Genomic DNA, 20206 nt, shown 5'->3' on the forward strand with positions numbered 1-20206 from the left:
CAGCACGGGAAGTATAAGAGGCGATAGCCCAAAGACCAGCTTTGCTACAATCGCGCATCACGATAATCCGAGGTGCGTATGAGCGAGCCTATCCGTCTGACCCAGTACAGCCATGGCGCCGGTTGCGGCTGCAAGATCTCGCCGAAGGTGCTTGATGTGATTCTCGCCGAAAGCGGCACCCAGGCCCTGGACCCGAAACTCTGGGTCGGCAACGCCTCGCGCGACGATGCGGCAGTGTATGCCCTGGACGACGAGCGCGGGGTGGTCTCGACCACCGACTTCTTCATGCCCATCGTCGACGACCCGTATGACTTCGGCCGCATCGCCGCCACCAACGCGATCAGCGATATCTACGCCATGGGTGGCGACCCGCTGATGGCCATCGCCATTCTCGGCTGGCCGGTCAACGTGCTGCCGCCGGAAGTGGCCCGCGAAGTGATCCGCGGTGGCCGTGCCGTATGTACCGAGGCTGGCATCCCCCTGGCCGGCGGCCACTCGATCGATGCCCCGGAACCGATCTTCGGCCTGGCGGTGACCGGGGTGGTCAACAAGCGCAACCTCAAGCGCAATGACACGGCGACCGAAGGCTGCCGCCTGTACCTGACCAAGCCACTGGGTATCGGCATCCTCACCACCGCCGAGAAGAAAGCCAAGCTGCGCGAGCAGGACCAGGGGCTGGCACGCGACTGGATGTGCACCCTCAACACCCCGGGCAGCCGCTTCGGCAAGCTCGACGGGGTCAAGGCCATGACCGACGTCACCGGCTTCGGCCTGCTCGGTCACCTGGTGGAGCTGGCCGAAGGCAGCAGTCTGACTGCGCACCTCAATTACAGCGCCGTACCGCGCCTGCCCAGCGTCGAACACTACCTGGCCGAGGGCTGCGTCCCCGGCGGAACCCTGCGCAACTTCGACAGCTACGGCCACAAGATCGCCCCGCTGAGCGACGAGCAGAAGCACCTGCTGTGCGACCCGCAGACCAGCGGCGGCCTGTTGGTGGCAGTAACCCCGGAAGGCGAAGCCGAATTCCTTGCCGTGGCCGCCGAGCTGGGCCTGAACCTGGCACCGATCGGCCAGTTGGTCGAGCGACAGAGCCACGCGGTCGAGGTGCTGTGATGCGCGACGACTGCACCGACTACCGCCAACTCTTCCTCGACGACGTGCCGCTGATGGACATGCGTGCACCGGTCGAGTTCTCCAAGGGCGCCTTCCCCGGCGCCATCAACCTGCCACTGATGAACGACCAGGAGCGGCAGAAGGTCGGCACCTGCTACAAGCAGCAGGGCCAGGCCGCCGCCATCGCCCTGGGCCACCAACTGGTCAGCGGCAACAGCAAGCAAATGCGCCTCGATGCCTGGGCAGCCTTCGCCAAGGCCAATCCCCAGGGTTATCTGTACTGCTTCCGGGGTGGCCTGCGCTCGCAGATCGTCCAACAGTGGCTCAGGGAGCTCGCCGGTATCGAGTACCCCAGGGTGGTCGGCGGCTACAAGGCCATGCGCAACTTCCTGCTCAACACCACTGAGCAAGCGGTGAACGAGTGTGACTTCGTCCTGATTGGCGGCCTCACAGGCACCGGCAAGACAGACGTGCTGCACGAGCTGGACAACGTCCTCGATCTGGAAGGCCATGCCAACCACCGCGGGTCCAGCTTCGGCAAGCGCGCCACCGGCCAACCATCGCAGATCGACTTCGAGAACCATCTGGCGATCGACATCCTCAAGAAGCGTGCAAGCGGCATCGGCCAGTTCGTGATCGAGGACGAAGGACGTATCGTCGGCAGTTGCTCGGTGCCACTGGAGCTTTACCAAGGCATGCAGCAGTACCCGCTGGTATGGCTTGAAGACAGCTTTGCCAACCGTGTCGAACGCATTCTGCGCGACTACGTGACCAACCTCTGCGCCGAGTTCATCGACCTGCACGGTGAAGAGTCCGGTTTCACGCTGTTCGCCGAGCGCCTGCGCCAGAGCATGGTGAACATCCACAAGCGCCTGGGAGGAGAACGCTACCAGCGCTTCAGCGCCCTGCTCCAGCAAGCCCTGGACGAACAACAGCGCAGCGGCGCGGTCGAGCTGCACCGTGGCTGGATCGAAGGCCTGCTCAACGAGTACTACGACCCGATGTACGCCTACCAGCGTGAGTCCAAGGCCGGCCGCATCGAATTCGCGGGCGACCACGTGGAAGTGCGTGAGTACTTGCGGGCCCGCGCGGCCCGCGAACCGCGACCGCTCACTGCTCGGGGTTGAGGATCCGTTCCAGTTCGGCGGCGCGGTCGCGACTCATGTCGAGCTCGCACATCGCGCCTTCGATACGGTAGATGCTGCCGCTGCTCAAGCGGCCATGGAACGCACAATTGCCGTCACGGTACTTGATCCAGATACGCTGCACCTCGCGCAGGCGCTTTTGCTGCTCCGTGTCCAGCTTGGCCATCAGTTGCCGGTAGACCTGGTTCAGACGGTCGTCCTGCTTACGGGTCTCGGCCTGTATACAAGCGCCCATGGCCAGGGTGCTGGACGCCTTGTCCATGCACTGGGTGTAAGCCGTGGAATAGTCATCGGCCTGGGCCGGCAGGGTGGTGAGCGCCAGTGCAGCGGCACTGGCCAGCAGGCAACGCTTGAACATGTGAGGTCCTTTCGGTCGGGTGGGAACTGAGCCTAGCATCTGAGAGATGCTTGTCCGGCCCATTGTCGAAAAATGGATTCGCCCTACAGCGCCACTAGCTTTCAGCACAAATGGCCAGCACACGCTCACGCAGCCAGCGATGCCCGGCATCACCCTCGCGTCGAGGATGCCAGGCCTGGGTGAAAGAAAAGGCAGCGATCGGCAACGGTGGCGCAAAGGTGCGCAGGGCAGCATCGAGGCGGGCACCGGCCAGGCTTCGCCGGGCCACGGTCAAGACCAGGTCGGTGCCAACGATCACCGACTGCGCCACGCCCCAGTGTGGCAGCGCCAGTGCCACCCGGCGCTGGGTGCCAAGCGCCTTGAGCGCCAGGTCGATCTCGTTGTCGATACCGGGACGCACGGCCACCAACACATGGGGGCGCGCCAGCCATTCTGCCAAGGCCAGGCCTCCGCGCGCCGGCAAGCCGCTGCGGTCGGCTACGCAAGTGAATGTCTCCTGGAACAAGACTTCGCTGCACAACTCCACCGGCAAGTCAGGAAACACCCCGAGCGCCAGGTCGACTTCTCCGTCGATCAACTGCCCGAGCATGGCCTCGCGGCTGCCCTGAGAGACGATAAGGTCGATGCCGGGCGCCTCATGGCGCAACAAGCGCATCAGCCTGGGCAACACTACCCGCGCGCCGTAATCGGACATCGCCAGGCGAAAGGCCCGCCGAGCCTTGCCCGGCTCGAAACCCGGGCTGCCCAGCAGGCCATCGAGCTGTTGCAGGGCCTGCTGCAAGGGCTCACGCAGCGCCTGGGCGCGGGCGGTCAGGTGCAGCCGCCCGGCCCTGCGCACCAGCAAAGGGTCACGAAAGATCCCACGCAACTGTGCCAGCGCATGACTCACCGCAGGCTGACTGCGGTGCAGACGTAATGCGGCCCGGGAGACATGCTGCTCGGCGAGCAGGGCATGCAGGGTGAGCAGCAAGTTGAGGTCGATACGGCGCAAATCATCCATGGAACGAATACATCCTGTGCAGCGTTCGAATTTCCATTATTGAAATGCATAACCAAGACTGCGCCAAGTGCCTTCCCTGGAGTTTTTCCCATGCCGCCCTACCCTACGCTGATCACTCTGTTCCCGCTGCTCATCGCCCTGCTGGCCGGTGCCGCTGTCCCCTTCCAAGCTGGCAGCAACGCTGCGCTCGGCCGTTTGCTGGGCCACCCGCTATGGGCGGCGGGCGTGTCGCTGCTGGTCAGCCTGTTGATGCTGGTGCCGGCCCTGCTGCTCATGCGCGCGCCATTGCCGCAATTGCAGGACCTGGCTCAGGCGCCCTGGTGGGCCTGGTTCGGCGGAGTGGCCGGGGTGCTCTACATCACCGCCGCGCTGATCCTCACCCCTCGCCTGGGCGCGGCCGGTTTCATCGTCTGCGTGATCGCCGGGCAGGTACTGTCATCACTGGTCATCGACCAATGGGGGCTGATGGGCCTGCCGGAACGCCCGGTCAACAGCCTGCGCCTGGCCGGCGTGGGGATGATCGTACTGGGGATGCTAGTGGTGCAGTGGGGGACGACGCGCTAGAGCGACAGGAGCCCTGGCGTGCCTAAATCGACTCCCCACTCCCAGGGCGCGCTTGATACTCCGGCGGCATCAACACCTTGCCCGGCTCGAAGCGCAGCGAAGGGATCTGTGTGGCGGCGTACAGGGCAACGCCCAGAACGATGAACAACACCCCGTCGAGCAGGCGCCAGCGCGGCATGTCACTGGCACTGCGGGCCTGCCAGCAGCACCAGGCCTGCCCCGCGCAGAAACCCAGGATAGCCAGCAACCACAGGTAGAAACCGGCGCCCAAACTGGTCACATCCTGAAAGGCATAGCTGCGGTTGTCCGGCAGGCGTTCGATACCCAGGCTGCTGGCGGCCAGGTACAGCGCGGCCAGACCCAGCACCAGGGAGCAACGGCGAAAGCGCCGACGACAGAGCATGGCCAAGGCCAGGAGCGGGTTGGCGAACCACTGGAACAGCCCGAACGGCACACCCCAGGGACCATAGAGCAGCATCTGCAAGGCTGGCATGTGCGTGCCGCCGCTCATGTGCGCGCCGGTGAAACACTGGCCCAGTAGGTAGAGCAGCAGGCTGATGGTCAAGTAGTAGGCTGGCAAACAGGGCTCCAGGGTGAATCCGAAAACAGCCCGACCATACAGCACGGATGGCTCAGGCGACAGGCGGCTCCAGCAACAAGCCATAGAGCCCGGAGTCCGAAAACTCGCCGGCCACGCACCAGCGCGCCCGCAGTGTACCTTCAAGGACGAAGCCCTGGCGCTCCAGGGTACGCGCCGAGCCGCTGTTGCGCGGGTCGATCTCCGCCTCCAGGCGGCGCATGTGCAGGGTATGGGCCAGGTAGTCGATGAAGCAGGTCAGGGCTTCGTCCATATAGCCACGGCCCTGCACACTGGTGGCCAGGCAGTAACCGATCTCGCCACGGCGGGAAATTTCGTCGATGTTGAACAACTGGACCATACCGATCAGCTCGCCGTTGTCGCGGCGGTACATGCCCAACTTGAGGAGCTGGCCATTAGCGTAGGCCTCGCGGTCGGCGGCCAGAGCGCTTTCGGCCTCGGCCAGCTCTTGCCAGGGCGCATGGTGCCAGTAACGCATGACCTGCGGGTCGGCCATGATCTCCAGCCAACGCGGCGCATCGGCATGGCGCATGGGGCGCAGTTGCAGGCGCGGGCTGTCGAGGCAAAGGTCACTGGGGAAACTGCGGGGCTGGGTCACGCCGGACTCCTGTCCATTTCTGGAAAGTGACAGTCTAGCGTCAGCCGGGTCACCGTTGCACTACGACAATCCCGGCCTGACCGTTTCAGCCCGCTCAAGCGACTTCGGCACCCTCCTCCGGCCAGATCGGTTCATTGGCCTCCAGCGGCGGCAATCCATAGGCCGCCCGTGCCGCATCGCAGCTCGGGTTGTGGACACCGCCGACCCACGACGCCTCGAACTCGCGGCATGGACTGGAACGTTGGGTATAGAGGGTGCAACTGACCTGCTTGCCAATTTCGCCTTCCAGGCCAATACAACGGCAAGGCTTACTGTCGGTACCGATCATCGCCACCCGCGTCGGGTTGATCTGCACCACAAGGTCATCGGGAACCACGCCTCCGGCAGAGGTGCACTCGCCCCAGAAGAAAGACACACGAAAATGCCCGCAGCAGGCGCCGCAGCTCAAACAAGGATTATGTTCGGACATGATGAGAAGAGGGGGAAGAGTTGTCGTTATCGGGGCTGGGCCCGCGCGCTATTTGTAATGCAAGCGCTGCGCGCTGAGAAGAGGGGGATGAAGAAAAAACCGGAGCCAGGCTAATGACGGGTGCCAAAACTCCAAGAAAAAAGCGGAACAGTGTTGATACCTACGATAGAGGCATCAACACAGTTCCGCTTTCCTCTTGCCGCTCGATGCTTATAGTTTGCAGATTACTTCCGTGTCAGCCCATCGGCCCGGAACATCTGGCGAATCCCCCGGATGGCCTGGCGGATGCGGTCCTGGTTCTCGATCAGGGCAAAGCGCACATGGTCGTCGCCATAGTCGCCGAAGCCGATGCCCGGCGAGACGCAGACCTTGGCTTCGGCCAGCAGCTTCTTGGCGAACTCCAGCGATCCCAGGTGCGCATAGGCCTCGGGAATCTTGGCCCAGACGTACATCGAGGCCTTGGGGTTCTCGACCATCCAGCCCATCTCGTGCAGGCCCTTGACCAGCAGGTTACGGCGCTGGCGGTACTGCTCGGCGATGTCACGCACGCACTGCTGGTCGCCTTCCAGGGCGGCGATGGCCGCCACTTGCAGGGGTGTGAAGGTGCCGTAGTCGTGGTAACTCTTGATCCGCGCCAGGGCGCTGACCAGCTCGGGGTTGCCGACCATGAAGCCAATGCGCCAGCCCGCCATGTTGTAGCTCTTGGACAGGGTGAAGAACTCCACCGCGATGTCCTTGGCCCCCGGCACCTGCATGATCGACGGGGCCTTCCAGCCGTCGTAGACGATGTCGGCGTAGGCCAGGTCATGGACCACCAAAACGTCGTACTGCTTGGCCAGGGCCACGACACGCTCGAAGAAGTCGAGTTCGACGCACTGCGCTGTCGGGTTGGACGGGAACCCGAGGATCATCATCTTCGGCTTGGGGATCGATTCGCGGATCGCCCGCTCCAGCTCATTGAAGAAGTCCACGCCCGGTACCAGAGGCACGGAACGCACCTGGGCACCGGCGATCACGGCGCCGTAGATATGGATCGGGTAGCTGGGGTTGGGCACCAGCACGGTATCGCCGTGGTCCAGGGTGCCGAGCATCAGATGCGCCAGGCCCTCTTTGGAGCCGATGGTGACGATGGCTTCGCTGTCCGGGTCGATGTCGACCTGGTAACGCTCTTGATACCAACGCGAGATCGCGCGGCGCAGCCGGGGGATGCCTCGAGACGTGGAGTAGCCATGAGTGTCGTCACGCTGGGCGACCTGCACCAGCTTCTCGACGATGTGCGGCGGCGTAGCCCCGTCGGGGTTGCCCATGCTCAGGTCGATGATGTCCTCGCCACGACGACGCGCGGCCATCTTGAGCTCGGCAGTGATATTGAAGACGTAAGGGGGGAGACGATCGATGCGCGCAAAGCGGCGCGGCGAACCTTGGTTGGCCATGCTTTCCTCGGAGACGTAAGCGCCCGGAACCGTCCGAGCGACGTTGGCCACTGCGGTGGCCGAGGCAGAAGATAGTCGCGATCCAGGCGGCTTGTAAAGAGGCGAGCCCGAACGAGCAGAAGGCCCGCCTCTCGTCAGTCAGCGTAATGCCCCGAAAGGCTCAGCAGAGGGGCTTGTAACTGTCGGCGTCCCAGCGCTCGGCGGCCAGGCCATGGCTCGGGTTCAACGAACCACCCTTGACCTGGGAAAAGGCCGCGCCACAGGTGCCATTGTGCACGAAACGCTCCCCGCCTTCCTTTTCGGTGAGCACCGTATAGGACTTCTGGCGCATGGCAACGTACTTGCCTTCGTCACGGATCAGCGCTTGGTGGTAATCCTTCACCTGCTTTTCCGTCAGTTGCAGCCGCTTGTCCAATTTAACGCCCCAGCGCGCCAGGCATAGCTCGGCGAAATGCCGCACGATCAGGCCTGGTTCGGCCAGCACCTTGCCGGAACCGGCGCCGTCGACCGAGGCATTGCCGACCAACGTGGCATGCCTGCCGGGCATCGGGAAGACGTGGGTACGGGTACTTGCATGGGTACTCGGAATCACGCAGGCAAACCCCTTGGAGCGCTCGTCGCGGGAGTAAAACCCGACGTACTCTTTCACATTGGCCGTCAGTTCAACCCGATGGGATTGCAGGTTCCCCACCCCTGGGACGGGATCGATGGCGAAAATATTGACTGGGACCTGCTTGAGCTCCGGGTCCCTGGCCATGGCGTTGGCCAGCATGTGGCAACTGATGCCTCCCCGGCTCCATCCCACCAGGTTGACCTGGGTCGGGATAAGCGGCTTGCGGAACTGCTTGATGATCTGCTCCTGCAAGGTTTGCGGAGTGACCTTACGCTCCCCGTAATCATAGGTGCGCCAGAACCATGAGGCCGTGGCCTTGTAGTCAGGAATGGGCACGCCTGCCTTCTTCAGCTGTTCGTATTCGTCGTCGCTGAGTTTTCGGCGCTGCCAGGTACTCTTGCCCTTGATCACGTGAAGGGCGTGGGAGACATTTTCCTCCCAGCCTTTGCCGAACAGTTGCCCGGTCACGTTGTAGTAGCCACCGCTTTCGACGAACAGCTCGTCTTCCTGCAGATTGCCACTGCCTGGCCCATCGATCGCGATCCAATCGGCGAACTCCCGGCCCTGATCGTTCGACGCCAGGGTCGAGACCAGCTCGCCATTCCAGAAGTTGGGGTTCTGGTCATCGAAACGATGGGAGCCAGTACCGCAGAAATACACTGTGAACACACTCATGCTGCACTCTCGCGTGGTTGGAAAGCGCGGCAGGTTAGTGTGGAGAAAACAGTGAAAGCAGACGGAAGGCCTGCCAGTAAAGTAATGCTGTTCACTTAATCTGGAGTGCCTTCAGGCGGAGGTGCGACGTAACCCATCGCGACACAAGGCCGCTCCCACAGAGGGCTTGTGTCGCGATGAGGCGCGCAGCGGCCCCAAACCATACGACAGATGTCTTAAGTGAACAGCATTAGGTCAGTACGGGACTTTGCACCTGTACAACGCAAACAAAAACGCCCCGGCGAGGGCCGAGGCGTTTTCCACAACAGGCGACTGTCAGCGTGCGTAGGTCATCAGCACGTCAGCAGCAGTCTGGCTGTCCACCGACATCATCACGCTCAAGGCGGTGACGGTGAGGATGGAGAAGCCAAATACCTTGCGCGCCCACTTGCTGTCGTCCTCGGCCTTGTAGCCACCCCAAGCCATGTACAACCAGTACAGGCCCATGGCGGCCGCCACGGCCAGATAACCCAGACCGGCGTAACCGCCGAGGGTGAGCATCAGAGTGGCGAGCACGAAAGCCAGGATATACAGCAGGATCTGCTTCTTCGCCGCGAGGATGCCGCGTGCCACCGGCAGGACCGGAATCTTGGCGGCGCGGTAGTCGTTGAAGCGGAAGATCGCGATCGCGAAGCTGTGTGGCATCTGCCACAAGCTGAACATCACCAGCAAGGTCAGCGCAGCCAGGTCGAAGCTGTTGCTCACGGCGCAGTAGCCGATCACCGGAGGCATGGCACCGGACAGGCTGCCAACCAGGGTGCCGTGCACCGATTTGCGCTTCAACCAGAGGCTGTAGAAGCCGACGTAGATGATGAAGCCGATCAGCGCGCAGAACGCCGACAGCGGGTTGGCCTGGACGTACAGCAGGCTGAAGCCTACCACCCCGAGAAGAGTGGCGTAGACCAGCGCGAGGGGCAGCGACATGCCACCCTGGACCATGACGCGGTTCTTGGTACGTTCCATCTTCTGGTCGATGTCACGGTCGATGCAGTTGTTGAACACACAACCGGACGCAACCACCAACGAAGTACCAACAACCACCGCCAGGAACAGGGCGAAGTCCACATGCCCCTTAGCGGCAAGGAAGAAACCGCCTGCCACAGAAAGCACGTTACCGAAAATGATCCCCGGTTTGGTGATTTGGATAAAGTGCTTAACGGACATGCAGTCTTACCTCACTTGGCCAGCATTTCGAAGTGGATGCTGAACATGATCCACAGCGACAGGCCGACCAGCAGCGCAATTACCAGAACGGTGAACAGGAACGTCGAGACATTGGAACGCTGCTCTTTCGAGCGGTCCATGTGCAGGAAGTACACCAAGTGCACCACGACCTGGATGACGGCCATGGCCACCACGATCAGGACGGTCAGGTTCTTCGGCAGGCTTGGGTACATCACCAGGCCGAATGGAATCGCGGTCAGGATGATCGACAGGACGAAGCCGATCATGTACGACTTCACGCTGCCGTGATTGCCTTCATGATGAGTGTCGTGCGCATTGGCCATTACAGAACCCCCAGCAGATAGACGACGGTGAATACGCAGATCCAGACCACGTCCAGGAAGTGCCAGAACAGGCTCAGGCAGCTCATGCGGGTCTTGGCGGTCGGCGTGATGCCGTGCTTGTTGATCTGATACATCATGATCGCCATCCAGATCAGACCGGCAGTCACGTGCAGACCGTGGGTACCGACCAGCGCGAAGAACGCCGACAGGAAGCCACTGCGCTGCGGGCCGTAGCCTTCAACGATCAGGTGGTGGAACTCATAGATCTCCATCGCGATGAAGCCGGCGCCGAACAGGAAAGTAACGGCCAACCAGCCCAGCACGCCTGCCTTGTTGCCAGCGAACATCTTCAGCATGGCGAAGCCGAAGGTGATCGAGGACAGCAGCAGGAACGCGGTTTCAACAGCTACGAAATCGAGCTGGAAGATGTCATGACCCGACGGGCCGCCGGCAAAACTGCCGGACAGCACCGCGTAGGTGGCGAAGAGCGACGCAAACAGGATGCAGTCGGTCATCAGGTACAGCCAGAAACCGAGTACGGTCATCTGGCCCGAGTCGTGGTGGTGATCGTCGTGCCCATGGTCGTGACCATGAGCGCCGCCGTGGATTACTTGACTGGACATTGATTACACCCGTTCAAACGATTCGACACGTGCGCCGCCGGCAGGCAGTGCACCAGCCTGGGCCAGCGCCTTCATGCGCTCGCCTTCGATGCGCGCCACTTCTTCGGCCGGAACCATGTAGCCCTGGTCATCACGCGCAGCGTGGCGAACGAAGACAGCGATGGTTGCAACCAGGCTCGCGCCAACCAGCCACCAGATGTGCCAGATGAAGGCAAAGCCGAAGACAGTCAGGAACAGGCCCATGAACAAACCGGTGGAGGTATTGCTCGGCATGTGGATCGCTTCGTACTTGGCCGGAGCCTTGTAGGCGACACCGGATTCCTTGGCTTCGTGCCAGGCGTCCAGGCCAACCTTCTCAGGCATGTGGGCGAAGTTGTAGAACGGAGGTGGCGACGAAGTCGACCATTCCAGAGTACGACCGCCCCATGGGTCGCCGGTTACGTCCAGGTTCTGCTTGCGGTCGCGGACCGAAACGTAGAGCTGGATCAGCTGGCAAGCGATACCGAACATGATCAGCACAGCGCCGACGACGGCAACGTACAGGTACGGTTCCCAGGCTGGGTTGTCGGAGTGGTTCAGACGACGGGTCATGCCCATGAAGCCCAGGGCGTACAGCGGCATGAACGCTACGTAGAAGCCGGAGATCCAGAACCAGAAGGCAGCCTTGCCCCACTTCTCGTTCAGGGTGAAACCGAAGGCTTTCGGGAACCAGAAGGCGAAGCCGGCAATGTAGCCGAACACCGCACCACCGATGATCACGTTGTGGAAGTGGGCGATGACGAACAGGCTGTTGTGCAGAACGAAGTCAGCACCTGGAACAGCCAGCAGAACGCCAGTCATACCACCGATCGAGAAGGTGACCATGAAGCCCAGGGTCCACATGATCGGCGCGGTGAAGCGCAGACGGCCCTGGTAGATGGTGAACAGCCAGTTGAACAACTTCACACCGGTCGGAATGGAGATCAGCATCGTCGCCAGGCCGAAGAAGGTGTTGACGCTCGCGCCGGCACCCATGGTGAAGAAGTGGTGCAGCCATACCGCAAAGCCCAGCACGGCGATCGCGCCCGATGCGTAGATCATCGAGTGGTGGCCGAACAGACGCTTGCCGGTGAAGGTCGAGGTAACTTCCGAGAACACACCGAAGGCCGGCAGGATCAGGATATAGACCTCAGGGTGACCCCACGCCCAGAACAGGTTGACGTACATCATCGGGTTCCCACCAAGCTCGTTGGTGAAAATGTGGAAGTCCAGATAACGGTCAACAGTCAGCAGAGCGAGTGCGGCGGTCAGGATCGGGAAGGAAGCTACGATCAGCACGTTGGCCCAGGTGCAGGTCCAGGTGAAGATCGGCATGTCCATCAGTTTCATGCCAGGGGCGCGCATCTTCATCACGGTGACCAGGAAGTTCACGCCGGTCAGCGTTGTTCCTAGCCCCGATAGCTGTAGCGCCCAGATGTAGTAGTCGACACCTACGCCCGGACTGTACTGAATACCCGCGAGCGGCGGATAGGCAACCCAACCGGTCTTGGCAAACTCACCAACACCCAGGGAGATGTTGACCAGCAGTACGCCTGCCAGCAGCAGGTAGAAGCTCAGGGAGTTCAGGAACGGGAAGGCAACGTCACGTGCACCGATCTGCAGAGGCACGGCCAGGTTCATCAGGCCAGTGAAGAACGGCATCGCCATGAAGATGATCATGATCACACCGTGAGCGGTGAAGATCTGATCATAGTGTTCAGGCGGCAGGTAGCCTTCGGCGCCACCAGTGGCAGCAGCCAGCTGGGTACGCATCATGATGGCGTCGGCAAAGCCGCGCAGCAACATGACCATCGCGACGATGATGTACATCACCCCGATTTTCTTGTGGTCGACCGTGGTCAGCCACTCGGTCCACAAGTAGGTCCACTTGCGGAAATAGGTGATAGCACCGACCAAAGCGATACCACCGAGCGCGATAATGGCGAGTGTCACCATGACTATCGGCTCGTGATAGGGTATCGCCTCCAGACTTAATTTACCGAACATCTCTTACTCCTCTGCCCCGGCAGCTGGTTGCTTACTCGACTCCACACTCTGGGTTGTGGCCAGATCCTTGCTGCCTACTTCTTCGTGGCTCGGACGACCGCGATTCATACCTTCGTACTTGTCGACGATGGTCTGGAACTGGTCAGCCGAAGCCTCGCTGTACAGCGCGACTGGGTTGTACTCGCTAGGTTTGGCCAAGGCTTCGTATTCGGCCTTGTCCAGTTTCTTCGGCGACTGCTTGACTTCAGCGACCCATGCTTCGAAGTCAGCCTGGGAGGTTGCAGTTGCCTTGAACTTCATACCGGTGAAACCGGCGCCGCTGTAGTTGGCGCTGATACCGTCAAACTCACCGTTCTCGTTGGCGATCAGGTGCAGCTTGGTGGTCATGCCGGCCATGGCGTAGATCTGGCCGCCCAAGCCTGGGATGAAGAAGGAGTTCATCACGGCGTCGGAAGTGACACGGAAGTTGATAGGCGTGTTAGCTGGGAAGACGATCTTGTTGACCGTGGCAATGCCCTGCTCCGGGTAGATGAACAGCCATTTCCAGTCCAGGGCGACCACGTCGATCTGCACCGGCTTCACATCGGAATCCAGTGGACGATACGGGTCGAGCGAGTGGGTGGTCTTGTAGGTGACATAACCCAAGGCAATGATGATCAGCACCGGAATGGTCCACACCGCGACCTCGATCTTGGTCGAGTGCGCCCAGTCAGGGGTGTAGGTGGCGGACTTGTTGGAAGCACGGTACTTCCAGGCGAACGCCAGGGTCATGACGATGACTGGCACGACGACCAGCAGCATCAGGCCGGTTGCGATCAGGATCAGGTTCTTTTGCTCAATGCCGACCTGCCCCTTCGGATCGAGCAGGGTCCAGTTGCACCCACTGAGTAAAAGCATGCCTAAAAAGGGCAGAATGCCAAACAGTCTGGGGTAACGCTTTTTACTCATCTCACGACCTCTAGATCAGCTTGCTTCAATGCAATTTGTGTTTTGGTCGCCAACACTTCGTCCTGCCAAGCGTCAGCATTTGGGGCTCGAATTCGCTCATGCCTGGCGTCCGACTGCGGGGGCTGGGCATCGAGCGGGTTTACGGTGCTTTTTTGACTTCGTAGGCAAAAGGCCTGTTTCAGACCAAGTCCATTTGGTGCGGGAAATCACGGAGGAGGGTCCGCCCGGTATCGCCGTGGGCGATACTTGTCGAAGTCAGCAAAAAGGAGCCTTGGCTCCCTTCAATCCTGCGACTCGCAAGCAGTGCCGAACGGAAATTGGGGGCGATTGTAGATAGGTCGCCAACCCTTGACTATGACTTATTGAGCAACAGTCTTTTACAGAAACAGTAACAATGCTGCTCAAAAAATCAGCTTCGCGACAGTTTGTCGCACCCTGGCCAATAGGCCTGAAACCCTCATCCTACAAGGGTTTCTTCTTGATCCTGATCAACCTGGGGGCAACTTTCGGTAGCAATCACACTGTGCAATAGACTTGCGTCAAAGCAGGACTTTTGTCTAAGCCCGACGACGATTGCGATAGATGCCGAGCGGCACCAGAAGAGCGGTCAGGATGAACGCCAACAACGCCCATTGCGCCAGGGAAAGTCCCAGGATCGGCGGGTAAGGCGTGGAGCAAAAGCCGTCGACCTGAAACACCAGCGGCCAGACCCGTGCCAACGGCAGGTCGTCGACGATCGGCTGCAAGGTATCGATGCCACAACTGACTGCAGGGTTGGCGAGTATATACACATGGTTGCCGGCCGCAACGATTCCTCCGATGGCACTGAGTACGACCAGGCCCTCGAAGAAGGTCAGGCTGCGTGGTCCCGGCATGGCTGCAGCGATGAAGGCGAACAGGGCGATCAACAGCAACGCATAGCGTTGCAGGATGCACAACGGGCAAGGTGCCTCACCCAAGACAATCTGCATATAAAGGGCGCCGCCGATCAGAGAGAGGCAGATCAGCCCCAGCAGCACCAGAAAGCGCCGTTCCCGATTCAGGCGCGATGTGTGTTCGTTCATTGCCGTTTCCTTCGATGGATAGTGGCTGCGCTGCGCAGGCCTATCCGCAGGTGGCTAGGACCGACCGAAACCACAGCGGTTCAACCCCACCCGCGAAAAAACGCAGCGACCCGGGCGTCAGGCAGGCCAAAGCCCCTCGACATCCGGGAGTGAAGGATACAGTGATTAAAGGAGGATTAAAGCTTCAAGCTTTAAGCGACTAGCTGCAAGCAACAAGTCAACAGCGCATGCCTTGAGCCTTGTTAGCGCCCTCAAGATCACGCGCCACCCACGCGGGGGCTTGAGGGCACCGAAGAACTCTCAATGCACCGCGAGATCGCCAGAGCGCCACAAGCCCCTAGGCATGCACCTAGAGGCCATGACACCCGCTATTACTCCAACGCCGCAGCCGGTCCGAAGAACTCGTAGCGGCTCTGTTTCTCCGGCACTCCCAGGCCTTTCAAATGGCGCTTGACCGCCGCCATGAAGCCCTTGGGTCCGAGGAAGTAGGCATCGACATCACGCTCGCCGGGCATCCATTCGCCCAGCAGATCCTGGCTCAGCAGGCCTACGGCGTCAGCCTGCGAGCTGCCGTCGTCCTCGGCATAGCAATAGAAGCGCTTGAGCTGCGGGTGACGCGCGGCCAGCCCGTCGATCCAGTCACGGAAGGCATGCACGGCACCGTTGCGCGCGCAATGGATGAAATGCACCGGGCGCTCGTGGCCCAGTGCCGCTTCGAGCATCGCCAGGGTCGGGGTGATACCGACGCCACCACTGATGAGCACCAGCGGCTTGTCACTCTGGGACAGGGTGAAGTCGCCCGACGGTGGGAACAGTTGCAGGGTATCGCCCGGCTTCAGTTGCTCATGCAGGTAGTTGGAGACCTTGCCGCCGGCTTCACGCTTGACGCTGATGCGGTACTGGTCGCCGTCGCACAGGGCCGACAGCGAATAATTGCGGCGCTGCTCGACCCCGTCGATGAACAACTGCAGGCCAACGTACTGGCCCGGCTCGGCCTTGAGCACCGGTTGGCCATCGACCGGGACGAAATAGAAGGAGACGATCTCGCTGCTCTCCTCTTCCCGACGGGCCAAGCGGAACTCGCGGGCACCGCGCCAGCCACCAACGGCCTCGGCCTTGCTGCTGTACAGGCCTTCCTCGGCTTCGATGAGGATGTCGGCCAGTTGCTGGTAGGCGGCCCCCCAGGCCTCGATGACTTCAGGGGTGGCGATATCCTTGCCCAGCACCTCTTCGATAGCGCGCAGCAGGCAGGCACCGACGATCGGGTAATGCTCAGGGAGGATCTGCAAGGCAACATGCTTGTTAATGATCTGGCCGACCAGGCCACCGAGCTGTTCCAGTTGGTCGATGTGGCGAGCGTACATCAACACGCCGTTGGCCAGGGCACGCGGCTGGTCGCCGCTGGCTTGGTGAGCCTGGTTGAACAGCGGACGCACCTGTGGGTACTCGCTGAGCATCATCTTGTAGAAATGGGTGGTCAGGGCCTCGCCGCCGCTTTCCAGCAGAGGAACAGTGGCCTTGATGATTGCACGTTGTTGGGCGTTGAGCATTACAGCAACTCCTGAGCCTTGGGCTTCTTGAAGGACTGCCATAGGTACTTCAGTATTCGTGCCAGAAATAAAATACTTAAAAATCAATTACTTATAAATTAAAGAGTCAAAACGACACGCACAGAGTTATAGTCATAAAGACCAATAGGAGTCATTATGACCGCGAAACCCCTGCTCACCGCCCTGCTGCCCCTGGTCAGCGACCTGTCCCGCGACCTTCCCGACCATGAGCGCTACCGCCGCCTGCTCCAGGCTATGCGCGAGCTGCTGCCCTGCGACGCCGCTGCCTTGCTGCGCCTGGACGGCGAATGGTTGGTACCGCTCGCGGTCGATGGCCTGTCTGCGGATACCCTGGGCCGGCGCTTCCGGGTCAGTGAGCACCCGCGTTTCCAGATCCTGCTGAGCCGCCGCGAGCCGACCCGCTTCGCCAGCGACAGCGACCTGCCCGATCCCTATGACGGCTTGGTCAATGGCCCCCACGCCCACCTGGAAGTGCACGACTGTATGGGCTGCCCGCTGTTCGTCGGTGAGCGGCCTTGGGGCCTGGTCACCCTGGACGCGCTGACGCCCGGTCAATTCCAGCCACTGGAAATGGATGCCCTGCAGGCCTTCGCCAGCCTCGCAGCCGCCACGGTCAACGTCGCCGAACGCATCGAGCGCCTGGCCTTGCGTGCCGAGGATGAGCACCTGCGCGCCGAGGTCTACCGCCAGGCCAGCGGCCAACAGCACAAGGAGCTGATCGGCCAGAGCAAGGCGCACAAGCGGCTGCTCGAAGAGATCCGGCTGGTCGGGAGCAGTGACCTGACCGTGCTGATTACTGGCGAGACTGGCGTCGGCAAGGAGCTGGTCGCCCAGGCTCTGCACCGGGCCAGTGGCCGCGCCGACAAGCCGTTGATCAGCCTCAACTGCGCGGCCTTGCCTGACACCCTGGTGGAAAGCGAACTGTTCGGCCATGTCCGCGGGGCCTTCACCGGAGCCCATGGCGAACGCCGCGGCAAGTTCGAGCTGGCCAACGGCGGCACCCTGTTTCTCGATGAGGTCGGTGAACTGCCCTTGGCCGTGCAGGCCAAACTGCTGCGTGTACTGCAAAGCGGGCAATTGCAGCGCCTAGGCTCGGACCGCGAGCACCAAGTGGATGTGCGCCTGATCGCCGCGACCAACCGCGACCTGGCCGAAGAAGTACGCAGCGGCCGTTACCGCGCCGACGTCTATCACCGCCTGAGCGTCTACCCCTTGCAAGTCCCGCCGTTGCGTGAGCGAGGCCGTGATGTATTGCTGCTGGCCGGCTACTTCCTTGAGCAAAACCGATCGCGCATGGGACTGAACAGCCTGCGCCTGAGTGCCGGAGCCCAGGCGGCGCTACTGGCCTATAGCTGGCCAGGCAATGTGCGCGAACTGGAGCACCTGATCGGTCGCTCGGCGCTCAAGGCCCTCGGCCAGCACCCGGAGCGCCCGCGCATCCTCACCCTGGATGCCGACGACTTGGACCTGCGCAGCGTGCTCCCTCCTGTCGCCCCCACACCAGAACCAACCCAGGCCCCGGCCTTGGCGGAAGGCGGGCTGCGCCAGGCCATGGACGACTATCAACGCCGGCTGATCGAAGACTGCCTGCAACGCCACCCGAACAACTGGGCCGGGGCCGCCCGTGAACTGGGCATCGACCGCGCCAACCTCAGCCGCCTGGCACGCCGGCTTGGCCTGCGCTGACCACAGGATAATCAACACCTGGCGTTAAAGCCTTGGCGCGCCAGGTCGATAACCCGGCATCCTCATTAATTCATCGCTTCTGAAGGTTGCCTATGGCCTCGCACAATGCCGGCGCGGACTCGCTGTCCCTGCTGCTCTTCACCCTGCGCAGCGGCAAGCTGATGGCAATCAACCTGCTCAAGGTCAGCGAAATCATTCCCTGCCCTCCCCTGACCAAGCTACCGGAATCGCACCCTCACGTGAAAGGCGTGGCGACCCTGCGCGGCCATTCGCTGTCGGTGATCGATCTCTCCCGCGCCATCGGTGAACGGCCCCTGGCCGACCCGGACGGTGGCTGCCTGATCGTCACCGACATCAGCCGCTCACGCCAGGGGCTGCACGTCCAGGCGGTGAGCAAGATCATTCATTGCCACAGCACCGACATCAAGCCACCGCCCTTCGGCTCGGGCAGTAAGGCCTTCATCACCGGCGTGACCCGCGTCGACAATACATTGGTGCAGGTGCTGGACATCGAAAAGGTCATCCACGCCATCGCCCCGCCCCCGCACGAGGTACAGCCCAGCGAATTGAGCAGCGAGGACGCCGCCGTGCTCGCCGCCACCAACATCCTGGTGGTCGATGACAGCCAGGTGGCCTTGCAACAATCGGTGCACACCCTGCGCACCTTGGGAATCGAGTGCCACACCGCGCGCAGTGCCAAGGACGCCATCAATGTCCTGCTCGAACTGCAGGGCACCGACCAGGAAATCAACGTGGTGGTGTCGGACATCGAGATGTCCGAGATGGACGGCTATACCTTCACTCGGACCCTGCGCGAAACCCCGGACTTCCGGCACCTCTACGTGCTGCTGCACACCTCGCTGGACAGCGCCATGAACAGCGAGAAGGCCAGGGCCGCTGGCGCCAACGCCGTGCTGACCAAGTTCTCGTCGCCGGAGCTGACCGATTGCCTGGTCGTCGCGGCACGTACCGTTGCTTTTGCCGAACCCTGATATATTCAGAGACAAACTCGCGGTCTTGAAGGCCGCGAATACTCGGGCATAATTCGCGCCCTTGCCCTTGGATGTTTTGCCGGTATCGCGTATGAAATTTCTCATTTCCGCCCTGCTCGGCTGCGCCCTGTTCAGCAGCGCCGTGCAGGCCTCAAGCACCCAGGCCTGGAACGAGCATCGCAAACAAATGCTCAAGTCCTGCCTGGCCGCCAGCCAGCTGAAGGATGCCCACGCCCGCGGCAAGCCTGCCGAGTTCGACGACCAGGTCGGCTACAGTGCCCTGCTGATCGAGGGACGTTATCCACAGGCGCACATGCAAAAGCGTACGGGCACCGAACTGTGCCTTTATGACAAACAACACCAGCGCGCCTTCGTCAGCGAGTGGACCGTCGGGGCACCGTGAGCAGCGCACAGGCAGACAACATCCGTTTCGCCTGCACCGGCTGTGGCAAGTGCTGCACCGGCCACCATGTACCCCTGACGCTGGCAGAAACCCGGCAATGGGCCGAGGCTGGTGGCCAGGTGGTGGTGCTGGCCGAAGCCTTCCTCATCAACGGTCCGGGGCTGCCTGAGGAACAGCGCGAGCATGCCCTGCGCCGCTCCCACGCCGTACCTTGCGGCACGGGCGAGATCCAGGTGTCGGTGACCTTCGCCGCCTTCAATCCTGGCCGCTGCCGCAACCTTGACGCCGATGACCGCTGCACCATCTACGAATCACGCCCGTTGGTCTGCCGCATCTACCCGGTGGAGATCAACCCGCACATCCCGCTGCGCCCGGAGAACAAGGATTGCCCGAGCGAAGCCTGGGACAACGGCCCGCAACTGATCCTCGGCCAGCGATTGCTGGACCCGCAGCTGGCGACGCTGGTCGAAGCGTCGCGCCAGGCCGACCGTGACGACATCGCCGCCAAGGTCGCCATCTGCCAGGCCTTGGGCATGACCACCAGCGCCCTCAAGGGCAATGGTTTCACCGCCTACCTGCCGAACATGGATGCCCTGGCGGCGGCGCTCCTGCGGCCGCCCGAACACAGCCCCTACTCCTGGACGCTGCATGTACAGGACCCGGAACTGAGCCAGGGCCTGCAATCCCACGGCATGCATATCACCAGCGAAACTCCCGCCTACTACGCCTTCATCGGCTTCTGATGGCCAGCGACCGGCCAGGTCCTGGAATGACCAACGCA

The 20206-nt window shown here is 61.8% G+C and carries 21 protein-coding genes; 7 read left to right on the plus strand and 14 right to left on the minus strand.

Features of this window, described 5'->3' with window-relative positions; genetic code table 11:
* Positions 1–78 precede the first annotated feature (78 nt).
* Both selD and mnmH read left to right on the plus strand, forming a co-directional pair.
* Entirely contained in the window at positions 79–1113 is a 1035-nt protein-coding gene (gene selD / locus ACYU03_RS21280) for a selenide, water dikinase SelD (protein WP_461886598.1), read from the plus strand.
* On the plus strand, positions 1113–2240 hold the full coding sequence (gene mnmH, locus ACYU03_RS21285; RefSeq protein ID WP_461886599.1) for a tRNA 2-selenouridine(34) synthase MnmH: 1128 nt from the start codon (positions 1113–1115) through the stop codon (positions 2238–2240). The genes selD and mnmH overlap by 1 nt, the downstream gene beginning before the upstream one ends.
* Here mnmH and ACYU03_RS21290 read toward each other — a convergent pair.
* Both ACYU03_RS21290 and ACYU03_RS21295 read right to left on the minus strand, forming a co-directional pair.
* Positions 2224–2616 carry a lysozyme inhibitor LprI family protein gene (locus ACYU03_RS21290; protein ID WP_461886600.1) on the minus strand — a complete coding sequence of 131 codons (393 nt, stop codon included), beginning with the start codon at positions 2614–2616 and terminating at the stop codon, positions 2224–2226. The genes mnmH and ACYU03_RS21290 overlap by 17 nt on opposite strands.
* Positions 2617–2710: 94 nt before the next feature.
* Positions 2711–3616, minus strand: coding sequence for a LysR family transcriptional regulator (locus tag ACYU03_RS21295; protein WP_461886601.1), 906 nt, complete (start codon positions 3614–3616; stop codon positions 2711–2713).
* Between the two features lie 90 nt (positions 3617–3706).
* On the opposite strand from ACYU03_RS21295, the gene ACYU03_RS21300 reads away from it, so the two are divergent.
* The gene (locus tag ACYU03_RS21300; protein WP_461886602.1) at positions 3707–4180 is read left to right on the plus strand and encodes a DMT family transporter; all 474 of its coding nucleotides are present in this window, start codon (positions 3707–3709) and stop codon (positions 4178–4180) included.
* Between the two features lie 22 nt (positions 4181–4202).
* Here ACYU03_RS21300 and ACYU03_RS21305 read toward each other — a convergent pair whose 3' ends face one another.
* From ACYU03_RS21305 to hmpA, 12 genes are all read right to left on the minus strand, one after another.
* The gene (locus ACYU03_RS21305) at positions 4203–4760 is read right to left on the minus strand and encodes a hypothetical protein (protein WP_461886603.1); all 558 of its coding nucleotides are present in this window, start codon (positions 4758–4760) and stop codon (positions 4203–4205) included.
* 52 nt (positions 4761–4812) lie between these two features.
* Positions 4813–5376 carry a GNAT family N-acetyltransferase gene (locus ACYU03_RS21310; RefSeq protein ID WP_461886604.1) on the minus strand — a complete coding sequence of 188 codons (564 nt, stop codon included), beginning with the start codon at positions 5374–5376 and terminating at the stop codon, positions 4813–4815.
* Positions 5377–5470: 94 nt separating this feature from the next.
* Entirely contained in the window at positions 5471–5845 is a 375-nt protein-coding gene (locus tag ACYU03_RS21315; protein WP_461886605.1) for a YkgJ family cysteine cluster protein, read from the minus strand.
* A gap of 224 nt (positions 5846–6069) precedes the next feature.
* Positions 6070–7278 carry an alanine transaminase gene (gene alaC / locus ACYU03_RS21320; protein WP_461886606.1) on the minus strand — a complete coding sequence of 403 codons (1209 nt, stop codon included), beginning with the start codon at positions 7276–7278 and terminating at the stop codon, positions 6070–6072.
* Positions 7279–7438: 160 nt separating this feature from the next.
* Positions 7439–8566 (minus strand): hypothetical protein, encoded by a 1128-nt coding sequence (locus ACYU03_RS21325; RefSeq protein ID WP_461886608.1) that lies wholly within the window; start codon positions 8564–8566, stop codon positions 7439–7441.
* Between the two features lie 315 nt (positions 8567–8881).
* A complete protein-coding gene (gene cyoE, locus ACYU03_RS21330; RefSeq protein ID WP_461886609.1) occupies positions 8882–9769 on the minus strand; it encodes a heme o synthase in 888 nt (295 codons plus the stop codon).
* An 11-nt stretch (positions 9770–9780) separates the two neighbouring features.
* On the minus strand, positions 9781–10113 hold the full coding sequence (cyoD, locus tag ACYU03_RS21335) for a cytochrome o ubiquinol oxidase subunit IV (protein ID WP_186713218.1): 333 nt from the start codon (positions 10111–10113) through the stop codon (positions 9781–9783).
* Positions 10113–10736 (minus strand): cytochrome o ubiquinol oxidase subunit III, encoded by a 624-nt coding sequence (gene cyoC / locus ACYU03_RS21340; RefSeq protein WP_461886610.1) that lies wholly within the window; start codon positions 10734–10736, stop codon positions 10113–10115. The genes cyoD and cyoC overlap by 1 nt, the downstream gene beginning before the upstream one ends.
* A gap of 3 nt (positions 10737–10739) precedes the next feature.
* Positions 10740–12761: a cytochrome o ubiquinol oxidase subunit I gene (cyoB, locus tag ACYU03_RS21345; RefSeq protein WP_461886611.1), complete on the minus strand. Its 2022-nt coding sequence runs from the start codon at positions 12759–12761 to the stop codon at positions 10740–10742.
* 3 nt (positions 12762–12764) lie between these two features.
* Positions 12765–13709, minus strand: coding sequence for a ubiquinol oxidase subunit II (gene cyoA / locus ACYU03_RS21350; protein WP_461886612.1), 945 nt, complete (start codon positions 13707–13709; stop codon positions 12765–12767).
* A gap of 557 nt (positions 13710–14266) precedes the next feature.
* Entirely contained in the window at positions 14267–14773 is a 507-nt protein-coding gene (locus ACYU03_RS21355) for a disulfide bond formation protein B (RefSeq protein WP_461886613.1), read from the minus strand.
* 371 nt (positions 14774–15144) lie between these two features.
* Positions 15145–16323: an NO-inducible flavohemoprotein gene (gene hmpA / locus ACYU03_RS21360; protein ID WP_461886614.1), complete on the minus strand. Its 1179-nt coding sequence runs from the start codon at positions 16321–16323 to the stop codon at positions 15145–15147.
* A 156-nt stretch (positions 16324–16479) separates the two neighbouring features.
* Here hmpA and norR point away from each other — a divergent pair, with 156 nt between their 5' ends.
* From norR to ACYU03_RS21380, 4 genes are all read left to right on the plus strand, one after another.
* Positions 16480–18030: a nitric oxide reductase transcriptional regulator NorR gene (gene norR / locus ACYU03_RS21365; protein ID WP_461886615.1), complete on the plus strand. Its 1551-nt coding sequence runs from the start codon at positions 16480–16482 to the stop codon at positions 18028–18030.
* 92 nt (positions 18031–18122) lie between these two features.
* Positions 18123–19022 carry a chemotaxis protein CheW gene (locus tag ACYU03_RS21370; RefSeq protein ID WP_461886616.1) on the plus strand — a complete coding sequence of 300 codons (900 nt, stop codon included), beginning with the start codon at positions 18123–18125 and terminating at the stop codon, positions 19020–19022.
* Between the two features lie 91 nt (positions 19023–19113).
* Positions 19114–19425, plus strand: coding sequence for a hypothetical protein (locus ACYU03_RS21375; RefSeq protein ID WP_461886617.1), 312 nt, complete (start codon positions 19114–19116; stop codon positions 19423–19425).
* Complete coding sequence (locus tag ACYU03_RS21380) at positions 19422–20168, plus strand: YkgJ family cysteine cluster protein (protein ID WP_461886618.1); 747 nt, start codon at positions 19422–19424, stop codon at positions 20166–20168. The genes ACYU03_RS21375 and ACYU03_RS21380 overlap by 4 nt, the downstream gene beginning before the upstream one ends.
* Positions 20169–20206: the final 38 nt, after the last annotated feature.

The organism is Pseudomonas sp. X10 (assembly GCF_054889225.1).